Raw genomic sequence first — 12586 nt, forward strand, 5'->3', positions numbered from 1 at the left:
CCGATGCCGGGCTTCACGAGGTTGATGTCGCGAATGCCGAAATCGCCCGCGATGCGCTCGACCTCGGCGAGCCCCGACCGATGCGCCGCGCCCTCCTCGCGCGCGGGCGGCGCTTCCTCGGGGAAGCGCCTTTCCACTGCCTCGATGAAGTCATACGTCAGATCCTTCTCGCGCAGTCCTTCGTAAAAGGCCGCGCCGTGAAAGTCCTCCGCACCGATCAAATCATCACGCAGCACCGTGCGGCTCAGAAGCCCCGACACCGTCGAGTTCAGGCACGAACTCGCGATGAGAAAGTCCTCGTGCGTGCCGCACTTCTCCGCCACATAGGCGGGATCGGACAGGACGGCAAGCCCCGCGCTCACGCCGCGAAACTCTGCCGCATCGTTTGCAAGCTCGCGCGCAATCGCGCCCTTGCCCGTCCAGCCGTCGACGAACTGCAGCTCCTCGGGCGCATGACGCGTGAGGATGTACGTCATGGCGTTCTTGTCGATGCCCCTGCCGCGAATGATGGAAATCGTGTAGTGCGCGACGTCCGCGCCAAAGCGCCTCTTGATATAGCGCTTGAGCAAGATGCCGATGGGCGTGCCCGCGCGGGCGAGCGAGACGAGCGCGGCGGATGCTCCCTTCTCCTCGTAAATCTTCTCGGCGAGACTCGCAGCCGCATGGGCTGTGATCTCGGCGTAGCGCGAGAGCGCGTCGAAGTACGCCTTCAGGTACTTTTCCGACGGCTCATATTCCAAGGGCAGCATCTCTGAGTAATGCCTGCCCGACTGAATGAGCTTCTCCCTCTCTGGCGTCGGCAGAGGGTCGAGCTTTCCCGTGATGTCTTTCAAAAGGATCGTCACGTCGTCCTTGTGGTATGTGCTGAACATCGTCCGCTCCTTCCTCGTCATTCGTCGCGGCTCATCAGACAGACGATGTCCGTGCAGCCGCTCTCGCGCAGGGCGCGGGCGATACTCTCGACCGCCTCATGCGCTTCGTGCGCCGTGTCCGAGACGATGACGGCATGATGGTACGGACGCAGATTGTAGATGTACGTCGCGCGTGCCGCATCGTAGAAGCTTTGCACCTGCCAGCCCGCTTCGATGGGATAGCCCTCCTCGTCCGAGATGCCGATGGGGCTTCTCGTCGTCGCGTGGAAGAATACGTTCTCCCAGCCCTTCGTCTCCAAGACCTTGCCGACCATGAGCCCCGGCATCATGCATTCCTCCGTGCCGAGCACAAGGATCGATTCGTGCTTCGCCCAAGCGATGCGCTCAGCGAGGATGAGCCCCGCACCCTGCCAGAGGAGCATATAGTCGCCGATGGCGACGCCCGTACGCGGCGTCGCGTGCCTGCCGAGCGCAAGCGTGCGGTAGGGGTAGCGGCGGGAGGGCTCGCGGCAGTCCGCCGCCCCGCGCGTTTGAAACGCCGCCGCGCGTGTCTCATAGTCGCCGGGCGCAAGCTCTACGAGCGCGACGCACTCGACGCCGCACGCCAAAAGCCGCTCGCGATCCGCCGCCGTCAAGCGGTTCAGGATGGACGCCGCGACGAGCTTTTTTTCACGAAGCGCAGGCAGCTTCTCCTTCATCTGCGCAATGATATTAGAGAGCGTCCTGCCCGTCGAGATCTCATCGTCGACGAAGACGACCGTATCCGTCTCAGCGAGCTGCGCTTCGAGCGCATCGACGGCGAGGCGCTGCTCGGGCGCATGACTGTGCTCTTCCAAAAACTCGATCGTGCGCACGCCGGACGGCAATTCCTCGCGCGTCGTCTGCACGTAGAGGCACGCGTCCGCGAGCGACTTCGCAACGACGGCGCCGATGGCAGTCGCCGTCTCGGCGAAACCGATGACGAGCCTTGCCGAAGGACAGCTTGCTGCGACCTTCTCGCCGAGCGCTTTCATCATGGCGAGAGCGCGGCTCGGAGCGGCAGGTATATGCTTTCCCTGCAGGGGATTGACGAGGAGATAGCCGCGCTTTGCGTTCCTATGCCGCTTTGCCACGCGCAGCACCTCATCTGCCGTATAGTTCATCGCGTCCCTCCTCACGCCCCGAGCTGCTTCGGCGTCTCAAGATTCGCCACGCGGTAAACCCGACTGCGGTCGGGGTACTGCCACGGCTTTTCCTTGCCGAGAAGCTGACTGAGGGCGATGTCCGGCACGTTGACGCCCGTTGCGAGACACGAGAGCTGCAGCCCGCCCGACATGCGCGGATTGATTTCCAACAGGAAGTATTTTTCTCCATCACCCTTGAACTGGATGTTGATCGGCACATCCATCTGCAGAAGGTTCATCATCGTGCGGCATTTCTCGACGATCTCCTCATCGAAGCGGACTTCCGAATAGCGGTGGTTCGTCTTGAAGCGCGGAATGATGATCTCCCCGCCGGGCGTCCTCAGGCAGTCGACGCTGATCTCCTGCCCTTCGAGGTACGGCATGAGCATAAACGGCACGGAAAAGTCGTAGCCCCGGACAATCGTGCGCATCATATCCCATGTGAGCTTCATGCCGGGCTTTCGCCGCACGTCGCCCGACCGCAGAAGCGTGTCGTCGATGACGCGGAACGTCTCGGCTCCCTCGTCCTTCGTCAGCTTGCAGCAGACGCGCCGGCAATGGGGACGCAAGGTCTCGTAGGCGGCGCAGAACTCCTCGTAAGTGCCTGCAACAAGGTGCGCAGGCACGAGGGATGCGTCGCGCGCCTCGAAGAAAGCGTACGTCGCCGCCTTATCATCCAAAAGCCGCATGATCTTATAATCGCTGCCCGCCGCAAGAATCGTGCCTGCGGCGCGAAATTCCTCCATGTGGCGCGAAAGCAGCGTCAAGCCGCGTCGCGGAAAAAAGACGTCGATCTTGTTCCTCTTGCAAAACTCTAAACAATACTCCACATATTCATCGGAAACGGGAAGCGTCGGTTCCGTATGCCATTCGTCGGAAACGAGACGATAGAGCGCATTTGGATTGGCGCTTGAGCCGACGAAGGTGATCTTTCCGGGCGATCCCGCCCGCATCAGCTCGATCAGATGGTATGCCGTGCTGAACCATTGGTTGAACCATACTCGCATAAAAACTTCCCCTTACCTTTTGCTTTCGGCGGCACATGCCGCTCCATCTTCCCTGACACCGTAAATTTTCGCGAGCGTCAGCACGCGCTTCGCCCACTTGGCATGTGTCTTGACTTCATTCATGCGCGTGCCGTCCCAGCTCTTCTTCACACCCGCCTTCTCATCTTGCCAGTCGGCGATCATCTTCGCATCTTCGAAGTCGGCGCGCTCCGCTCTCAGACTGTCGAATACGAAAGGAAGCTGCGCGGGATGGATGACCGTCTTGCCGATGAAGCCGTTCAGTCGATCAAGCTCCAGCTCCCTCTTGAGTCCTCGCGCCCACGCGCCCGCAGGATCATCGCCGAAGTAGTTCCAGACCGGACCGGAGACGACGTAGTCACGCGCGAAGATGTTCAGGATGTCGATGAGGATGTCGCGCACGACGCCGACGGCATAGATGGGATGCGCAATCGAGCGGCGCACGCCGTAAAGGTTGCTGAAATCATTGCCGCCGACACGAATGTTCAAGACATATTCACGGTGCGCGTCGAAGATCGCCTTGAGTTCACCCAAGACGGCGGCGCGGCTCTTGACGTCGGCGATGGACGGACTTTCAAGAACCGGCATGAGGTAACGCTTCTTTGCCGCCCCATCATTCAACATGCGCATAAGTTCCATATACGATTCGACGTTGCCAAGATTCACCTTCGGAAGAACGTAGCCTGTCAAGACATCGCCCGCTGCGCCCACAAAGTCGAGGAAGTGCTCCATGTGATCCGCCGTGCGCACGCGCACGAAGAGTAGCGGCTTTTCGCGCCGCTCCTCCTCGTAGACTTCCTTGAGCGCCGCGAGATTCGTGCGCAGGGCCCGCTCGGCGTCTACGACCGCCGTATCGCCGATCGCATCCTCAAGACAGAAACAGATGGCAGTCAAATGCGCATGTTCGCGCCGACGAATCTTCTCTACGATATTTTCCTGGTAAGCAGGCATGTAGAGAAGCCCGCCCACCTTGTACTGCAAGATTTCCCTATCTTCCATTCATGGTAAACCTCCATATTCAGGAATCACGGCTAATCCGCGTCCCTTCTTTATTCCACGCTGAGCCCGTAGTCCTCGCAGAGTCTCGCCAGTCCCGCCTCATAGCCCGCACCGACGATCTTGAGTTTCCATGCGCCGCGATGGCGGTAAATCTCCGCCGCGTTCACGGTCTTCTCGCGATGCAGCGCGTCGAGCGCGAAGCCGTACTTCGGCTCACCGTCCTCTGCAAGCGTCACACGCGGCGCACGCACATGGGAAAAATCCCTTCCCGTGCCGTCGTCGTAGACGGCGAAGCAGAGGACGATGCGCTCGACAGCCGCGCCGATCTTCGCGACGTCGATGCTCGCACCGATGCGATCGCCCGCCTTTTCCACCTCGATGCTGCCGTCGCCTGCACGCACGTTGCCGAAAAAGATCAAGTCCTCATCGCCCTGCACGCGCCCGCCCTCGTAGAGACGAAACACGTATGCATCGACATCGACGCCCGCCTCGCTTCCTTCGTCCTCATAAAAAAAGGCCAGCTTCTCATCCCCTTCGAGCTTCAGCCGCTCGCCGCGCACAAGCTGCGGCAAAGGCGGGCGCGGCGCCAGCGCCCGCCTTTGCGGTGCGCCTGCGGCAGCCTCGCCCGCGACGAATATGCGCCGCTCCTCATGCGAAGACTGCAGGCGCAGCGCGCCATAGACGACCGTCCCTTCACGCATTGCGGGAAGCGTCAAGACGAAACCGCCGTCGCCCGCCCGCAAAAGCTCCGGCATAAGCCGTGCGCCCGAAATTTCCCCTGTCACACGCGTCTCCTCTGCAAACGCAGCGGCGATGGCGAAGGAATTCTCACGCTCGGGCGCAAACACGCCGCAGTCGATGAACTTCGGCAGCGCCGCCGAAGAGCCGCCGGTACGGGCAGCATTCCTTGCCTGCTCTCTTTCCATCGCATCCATCTCCGTCGTCGATTTTCAGCAGCCCCGGGAGCGGGACTCTGAAATCCGCTACGCCGCAGCCGCATCAGGACCTTACCTCAAAAACGGGAGGCGCAAGGCCTCCCGTTTTTTTCCAGTGCTTTGTCAAACATTCACGCCATAAGCGCGGCAAAGGGCTTCGAGCCCCCCTTGATAGCCCGCGCCGACCGCATTGAACTTCCACTCGCCGTTGTGCCGATAGATCTCGCAGACGACGAGCGCCGTTTCAATCGAGAACTCTTCCATCAAATCGAAGCGCAAAACCTCCGTGCCCTGCATGTCCTGCGCGTTCGCCATGCGTGCGACGCGCACATAGGCGTTCGACACCTGCCCGAAGTTCTGCTTGCGCACCTCAGCCTCATAGATCGTCACAGTGATGGCGATCTTGTCGACGTCGGGCGGTACCTTCGAGAAGTCGATGGTCAGGACCTCGTCGTCGCCGTCTCCTTCGCCCGTCAGGTTGTCGCCCGTATGATGCACCGAGCCGTCGGAGCTGTCGAGATTGCCGTAGAAGATAAAATCCTCGTCCTTTCGCACCTTGCCGTTCGCGCCCAAGAGGAACGCCGAGGCATCGAGGTCGAAGTCCGTGCCGCCGTCGTACCGGTTGACGTCCCAGCCGAGACCGACGAGCGCCATCGTCATGCCCTTGTCGAGGCTCACGCGCTGGCCTTTGGAAAGATTCACCGCCATGTATCATTTACCTCCCTTTTTCGCAATTTCCTGTATCCATGTTTCAAAGCCCTCGGGATTCCTCGTCTGGATAAGTACGGGCCCGGGACCTCGGAAGCGGCACACGAGGCATTCGCCCGACATGACGCTTGAGATCCAGCCGTTCGACGCCTTCTCGATTTTATAGTTCATGTAGTCGGGCCACGCGACGAGGTGACCATTGTCCACGATGACCTCCTCGCCCTCTGCGAGATTCAGCACATGGATGACGCCATAGCTGCTCAGAAAAGCGATGCCCTTGCCCGTGAGTTTCAGCAGGAAGAAGCCTTCCTTCGAGAAGAAACCCTGCATAAGCCCCTGCATCTTCGAATCGACGTTGATCGTCTCCTCCGCCGCAAGGAAGCCGCCCTTCTGTACGATCATGCCATAGGAGCCGTCCAAGGCGACATCCATGATGCCGCCGGGCAGCGGATGCCCGAAGAGCACCTTGCCTGCGCCGCGCGACGCCACGAGCCGCTGCATGAAGAAGCTCTCGCCCGTAAAGACGCGGCGCATGATGCCGCCGAGCACGCCGCCCTCCATCTTGCCCTCGACGTCAACGGTCGCATCCATAGCGATCATCGCATCCGACTCCGCCTTGATCGCCTCGCCGTGACGCAGCGAGCATTCGACTACAGGAAAAGCCTCAGGATATAAGATCTTATATTCCATCATCGCACCCCTTTCGATGATAAGCTGCACGCACCGACGCCCACATTGCGGACATTGTACGCCGCCCTTACAGAAGCCTGACCAATCGGTCTGCATCTTCGGCTCGACCGCTTGGAGCTTCATGGTAAGAGGCTGTGCACGAGTCTGAGCGACTTATGCACAGCCCCCTTCTCTCGCCTCCCCCGAGGGGGGAGACTCCCCCAACAAAAGAATGTGCTTAGATGTTGACGCCGTAAGCCTTGCCGAGTGCGCCGAGACCGCCGCTGTATCCCGCGCCGACGGCGTTGAACTTCCATTCTGCGCCCTGACGATAGAGCCTGCCGACGACGACCGCCGTCTCAATCGAGAAGTCTTCACCGAGATCAAAGCGCACAAGCTCCTCACCCGAAGCCTCGTTGACGACGCGGATGAAAGCGTTCGACACCTGTCCGAAGTTCTGCTTGCGCTCATCAGCTTCGTAGATCGTGACCGTGAAGTCGATCTTATCGATCGAAGCCGGCACCTTCGAGAGGTCGACCTTGATCTGCTCATCGTCGCCTTCGCCCTCGCCCGTCAGGTTGTCGCCCGTATGCTCTACGCCGCCCGAAGCGTGCTTGAGATTTCCGTAGAAAACGAAGTCCGCGTCACTCGTGACCTTTTCATCCGGTCCGAGAAGGAATACCGAAGCGTCGAGATCGAAGTCGGAGCCGCCGTCGTACTTGTTCGTGTCCCAGCCGAGACCGATCAAGAGCTTGGAAAGTCCCGGATTGCTCTTCGTCAAATCAACCTTCTGTCCTTTTTTCAAACTGATTGCCATGAAGATTCCTCCTTATCGTAGAACGCGGAAAACGCCGCATAGCCGCGCTTCCTCAACCCAAGGCACATGCGTGCCGCCTCATGGGAAAGCCGAAGCCGCCCCTATATCAAGCCGCTAGGCATGATGACCTGTTTCCTTACTGATAGCGCTTCGCCAGCGCGTTAAGCCCCGTATCCGTCGTGCCCTGCCCGATGGCGTTGAACTTCCATTCGCCGTTGTGGCGGTAGATCTCGCCAAAGATCATCGCCGTCATGCCCGCGTAGCTCTCCGAAAGGTTGTAGCGGCAGAACTCCTCGCCCGTCCGCTCGTCGCATATACGGATGAAAGCGTTCGCGATCATGCCGAAGTCCTGCTTCCTCGACTCGCAGTCATAGATGTTGACGACGAATACGAGCTTGTCGTAGTCTGCGGGCACAGCCGTAAGATCGACGAGAATCTGCTCATCGTCGCCCTCGCCGTCACCCGTGAGGTTGTCGCCCGTATGGACGATCGCCCCCGACGAATGCTTGAGGTTGCCGAAATAGACGATGTCGTTCTTCCCTGAGAGACGGCCGCCCTTGCAGACGATCACGCTCGCATCGCAGTCGATGTCGGGCGCAGAGCCGCCGAAGATGGAGCCGAAAAGCCCGCCCTTTTTCTCTTGCTTGACGGGATCCCAACCAAGCCCGATGCGAATGCGCGAAAGCGCCTGTCCGTCCGACTTCTTCAAGTTTACCTTTTGTCCCTTTTGCAGATTCACGCCCATATTCCTGCCTCCTCGATTTCTCTTTTAGAAATAGTCTTATGTAAAATAATTCGCCCTGCCGCCGCCTTTTCCCTTCATGGCTTTGATGAAAATTTCCTTCATACGTCCATCGCCTTCCGTCGAAGCAAAGCGGCTGCTCGCGGCGAAATCCTGCACGCTCAGTCCTTGCTGCCCGCCTCCCAGCGAAGCCCCCAGTGATACGCCGCGTCCATCATCTTATGTCCGCCGAAGAACTGCACGAGCTTCTCGACGCTGAAGGTGTCGTTGATGTTTTCGAGCATGGCGATCGCGCACATGCGCAGAGACGAGCCGTATTCGTCCATGCGCACGATGATGTCGGGGCTGCCCGGGCACTTGACGGTCACGACGCCGTCCGCCTGCTGCCAGTTGGCGACGCCCTCGTAAATGAACGTGTAGACGAGGATGCGCTTGATCTTCGATGCCATCTTGCCGTTGACGCGAAGCGTCTCGCCAGCCGCGTTGCTGCCCGTGCGATCGTCGCCGTCGAGCGCGATCCAAGGGCGGCGCGAAAGGCTGCCGAAGTCATTGCCGAGCGCCTGCACGCAGCCGATCTCGCCGTCTTGAAGCTCGTAGAGGCAGCCGAGGTCGAGGTCGATGCCGCCCGCGCCTCCCCCGCCGCCGAAGATGGAGGCGAGAAGCCCCTGCTTCTTCGTCTGCGGCTGCTGATGCCAGTTGAGGTTGATGGCGATCTCGCCGAGTCCGCCGCCGCCCTTGACGAGGCTGACCTTCTGCCCCTTTTTCAGCTCGACCTTCTTCGGCGCAGTCGGCGGCTGCGCGGACGGCGCAGCGGGCGATACAGGCGGTGCGACAGGCTGCACGGGCGGTGCAGAAGCCGCTCCCGGTCTGCCGAGGTTCAGCGGCTGATGCGGCGCAGGGGCGGTTTCTGCACCCGGTCTGCCGAGATTCAGCGGCGAACGCTGTGCGGGCGGCACGGCGGGCGCGGGCGATACAGGCGGCGCAGGCGGTGCGGCGGGCGCGTCTCCCTGTCCCTCGCCGACCTCGACGCCGAAGTTTTTGCAAAGCGCCTCCAAACCGCCGCTGAAGCCCGCGCCGACGGCGCTGAACTTCCACTCGCCCTTGTAGCGGTACAGCTCGCCGACGACGATCGCCGTCTCCACGGAGAAGCCCTGCCCGAGATCGTAGCGCAGAAGCTCCGCGCCGCTCGCCGCGTCCATGATGTGGATGTACGCGCCCGCGACTTGGGAGAAATTCTGCCGCCTGGCGTCCGCATCGTAGATCGTCGCCGTCACGGCGATTTTTTCGACCGAAGCGGGAACGGCGGCGAGGTCGACGCGCACCTGCTGCATATCGCCGCCCGAAGGCGTAGCGATATGCTCGACCGCGCCCGACGCATGACGCGCGTTGCCGTAGAACACGAAGTCTGCATCGCCCGCGACTTTCCCCCCCGCGCCGAGCAAAAACGCCGCCGTGTCAAGGTCGATCTTGGCATCTGCCTGCCAGCCCATGCCGACGAGCACGCTCCGAAGCCCCGCATTGGTCTTCGTCAGATCGGCTTTCTGTCCCTTGCTGATGTTCATACCCATGCTTTTCCCTCCCGTAGAGTATAGGAATATCTGATAAATTCAGCCACCCATCTTCACACATCTGGGCGACCTCATTTTATCAGCGCTTCCTATAGATCGGCGGCGTCGATGCTCTCCACCGACGCCGCCTTGCAAATATTGAATTACGCCTTGCCTGCGACCATCTTGCGCAGCAGATCGATCGGCACGATCGTCACCGCCATGCCGAGCACGAACGCCCACTCCGTGAGCGTCAGCCCGTAGCAATGCAGGATCTCGCCGCCGAGGTACGTCATGGCGACCTGGATGACGACGATCAGACCCATGACGCGCAGGAAGCCCGGATTGCGCGAAATATTGTCAAAGAGATTCTTCGAGTCGGTGCGTGCGTTGAACGCATTGAACACCGCCATGAAGATGAAGAACGCGAAGTAGCCCGTCAAGAGGTAGTGATTCGCCTCGTCGGGGCGGAAATAGGCGTGCGCCGCGCCGCTCATGAGGAAGTAGAGACTCATGGCGAAGCACCAAAGAGAGCCGACGCCGATGGAAGACACCATGTACTTGCTGATGATGCTTTCATCGCGCTGCTTGGGCTTTTCGTCCATGAAGCGGCGCAGAGCCGGCTCGCCGCCGAAGGCGAGCGCCGCGAGCGTATCCATGACGAGGTTGATCCAGAGAAACTGCGTGATGGAAAGCGGCGTCTCCATGCCGAGAAGGGGCGCAGCGAAAGAAATCATGACAGCCGCGACGTTGATCGTCAGCTGGAAGATGATGAACTTCCTTATGCTGTTGTAGATCGTGCGCCCGTAGAGGATCGCACGCGCGAGCGACTTGAAGTTGTCGTCGAGGATGACGATGTCGCTCGCCTCCTTTGCGACTTCCGTGCCGCTGCCCATAGCGAAGCCGACGTCCGCCTGCTTCAAGGCAGGCGAGTCGTTGACGCCGTCGCCCGTCATGCCGACGACGAGGTTCATCTCCTGCGCGAGGCGCACGAGACGGCTCTTGTCCGTCGGAAGCGCACGCGCCACGACGCGAAGGCGCGGCAGAAGCTCCTTGACCGCCGCATCGTCGAGCGCGGCAAGCTCGTCACTCGTCATCGCGACATCGTCATCGCGCGAGAGAAGTCCCGCCTCCCTCGCAATGGCGCTCGCCGTGTCCTGGCGGTCGCCCGTGATCATGACGACCTGCACGCCCGCGCTGTGCACGCGGCGGATCGCCTCGACGGACTCGGGACGCACCTCGTCGCGGATGCCGACTGCGCCGACGAAGACGAGGCCGCTCGCAGGAAGCGTGCCGTCCGCAGGAATTGCGCCCTCGTAGACGGCGAGCGCCAGCACGCGGATGGCACGCGCCGCAAGAGCGTCGATACAGTCCGTGATCGCCGCCCTATTCGTCAGCGGCTTCTTCTCGCCGTTCGCATCGTAATACGAGTCGCAGAGCGCGAGGATTTTCTCGGGTGCGCCCTTCGCCAAGGTCACGCTGTACTCGCCCGCGACCTCGGACAAGGAATACTTGTTCTTGCTGCTAAACGGCACGGCGTTCTTGACCTTCTCGTTCATCTCCGCGCTGTCTGCCGCGACGAAGCCGAAGATCGCGTGCTCCGTCGCATTGCCGCCGACAGCCTCCTTGCCGTTGATGACGGCGCTCGTATTGTAGCGCACGCTGAGGTTCACGAGCTTTTGAAGTCCCGCGCCCAGCTCGCTGTAAGCGGCATACTGCGTGCCCGCACCGTCGACGAAAGCGACGGCTTCGAGCTGTCCCTTCGTGATCGTGCCCGTCTTATCGCTGAAAAGGAGGTTCAAGCTGCCCGCCGTCTCGATGCCCGAGATCTTCCGGACGAGCACGTTGTCTTTGAGCATCTTGCCCATGTTCTGCGCCGAGACGATGGCGATCATCAAAGGCAGACCCTCGGGCACGGCGACGACGATGATGATGACGGCGAGCATGACGGCGTCGACGAGGTCATGCGCGACGACGAGCCAGTTCGAACAGTACGCCATGATACGCGCCATATCGAAGCCGTTGTGGATGACGAGGCGCTGAAACATGAAGGCGATGGCGATCGCCACGCCGCCGATGTAGCCGAAGTTGCTGATCTGATGCGCGAGGTTCGAGAGCTTCACCTTCAAGGGCGTGTCGCGATCCTCGTCCGCCTGCAGCTCGCCCGCGATCTTGCCGTAGAACGTCTTGTCGCCGAGCGTCGTCGTACGCATCACAGCGTTGCCGCCGCAGACGACGGAGCCGCGGAACACCTTGTGCGGATGGAGGAAGTCCGAGCTTTTCTCCGCTTCCTCATCGCCCTCTGCTGCCAACGTCTTTGTCGCTTCCTTCGCCTCGCCGTTCAATACCGACTGATCGACCTGGATCGAGCCGTCGCAAACGACGCCGTCCGCCGGGATCTTGTCGCCCGTCTGCAGCAGCACAAAATCGCCCATGACGATCTCGTCGATGGGAATCTCCGTCAGCGTGCCGTTGCGGTACACCTTACACTTAATCAGCGACGCTTCCTCCTGCAGCTTCTGGAACGCATTCTCGTTCTGGTACTCCGAATACGTCGCGACCGTCGTCGCGAGAATCACGGCGAGCGCAATGCCCGCGGACTCATACCATGCGACCTGCCCGAGGATCGCAAAGACGACGTTGATGACGAGCGCCACGCAGAGAATCTTGATGATCGGATCGTCAAAACTCCCCTTGAGCTTCTCCCAGAAGCCCTCGCCTTTCTGCTCCGTGATGCCGTTCGTACCGTGCCGCTCGCGCGACGCGCGCACCTCTTCATCTGTCAAACCTTGAATCTTCATAAACGATCTCCTTAACTATACCTACCCGAAAAGCCGCCCTGCAAAAACAAAGGTGGCTGATACTATTGTACAATGAAAGTCCAAGAAGTCAAGTCCGCAGGACGCAGGCTGATTGGCTCTTTCATGTAAGGGCGTGCGCACTATGTCTACAAAGTGGACGTTTGTGCGCTAAGCTTACAATGAAAGTCCAAGAAGTCAAGCCCGCAGGGCGCAGGCTGATTGGCACCTTTCATGTAAGGGCGTGCGCACTATGTCTACAAAGTGGACGTTTGTGCGCTAAGCTTACAATGAAAGTCCAAGAAGTCAAG

General features: G+C 60.5%; 11 protein-coding genes. All 11 read right to left on the reverse strand.

The annotated features are described in order from the left end of the window. A partial coding sequence (locus ACTTKG_RS05360) for a cysteine protease StiP domain-containing protein (protein WP_442673222.1) occupies positions 1-893 on the reverse strand: 893 nt, incomplete at its 3' end. Then, entirely contained in the window at positions 890-2014 is a 1125-nt protein-coding gene (locus ACTTKG_RS05365) for a phosphoribosyltransferase domain-containing protein (protein WP_442673223.1), read from the reverse strand. The genes ACTTKG_RS05360 and ACTTKG_RS05365, both read right to left, overlap by 4 nt. Positions 2015-2025: 11 nt before the next feature. Next, on the reverse strand, positions 2026-3042 hold the full coding sequence (locus tag ACTTKG_RS05370) for an ATP-grasp domain-containing protein (RefSeq protein ID WP_442673224.1): 1017 nt from the start codon (positions 3040-3042) through the stop codon (positions 2026-2028). Positions 3043-3054: 12 nt separating this feature from the next. After that, complete coding sequence (locus tag ACTTKG_RS05375) at positions 3055-4059, reverse strand: HpcH/HpaI aldolase/citrate lyase family protein (RefSeq protein WP_442673225.1); 1005 nt, start codon at positions 4057-4059, stop codon at positions 3055-3057. 50 nt (positions 4060-4109) lie between these two features. Beyond that, complete coding sequence (locus tag ACTTKG_RS05380) at positions 4110-4985, reverse strand: TerD family protein (RefSeq protein ID WP_442673226.1); 876 nt, start codon at positions 4983-4985, stop codon at positions 4110-4112. A gap of 132 nt (positions 4986-5117) precedes the next feature. Next, positions 5118-5702: a TerD family protein gene (locus ACTTKG_RS05385; protein ID WP_442673227.1), complete on the reverse strand. Its 585-nt coding sequence runs from the start codon at positions 5700-5702 to the stop codon at positions 5118-5120. A 3-nt stretch (positions 5703-5705) separates the two neighbouring features. Continuing rightward, the gene (locus ACTTKG_RS05390) at positions 5706-6395 is read right to left on the reverse strand and encodes a TIGR00266 family protein (protein WP_442673232.1); all 690 of its coding nucleotides are present in this window, start codon (positions 6393-6395) and stop codon (positions 5706-5708) included. 214 nt (positions 6396-6609) lie between these two features. Continuing rightward, positions 6610-7188 carry a TerD family protein gene (locus ACTTKG_RS05395; RefSeq protein WP_442673228.1) on the reverse strand — a complete coding sequence of 193 codons (579 nt, stop codon included), beginning with the start codon at positions 7186-7188 and terminating at the stop codon, positions 6610-6612. A gap of 136 nt (positions 7189-7324) precedes the next feature. After that, on the reverse strand, positions 7325-7933 hold the full coding sequence (locus ACTTKG_RS05400; RefSeq protein ID WP_442673229.1) for a TerD family protein: 609 nt from the start codon (positions 7931-7933) through the stop codon (positions 7325-7327). 158 nt (positions 7934-8091) lie between these two features. After that, a complete protein-coding gene (locus ACTTKG_RS05405) occupies positions 8092-9498 on the reverse strand; it encodes a TerD family protein (protein WP_442673230.1) in 1407 nt (468 codons plus the stop codon). Positions 9499-9641: 143 nt separating this feature from the next. Beyond that, on the reverse strand, positions 9642-12278 hold the full coding sequence (locus tag ACTTKG_RS05410; protein WP_442673231.1) for a calcium-translocating P-type ATPase, PMCA-type: 2637 nt from the start codon (positions 12276-12278) through the stop codon (positions 9642-9644). Between the last annotated feature and the right edge of the window lie 308 nt (positions 12279-12586).

The sequence above is a fragment of the Selenomonas sp. genome, from assembly GCF_052169755.1.
Taxonomy (GTDB): Bacteria; Bacillota; Negativicutes; order Selenomonadales; family Selenomonadaceae; genus Selenomonas.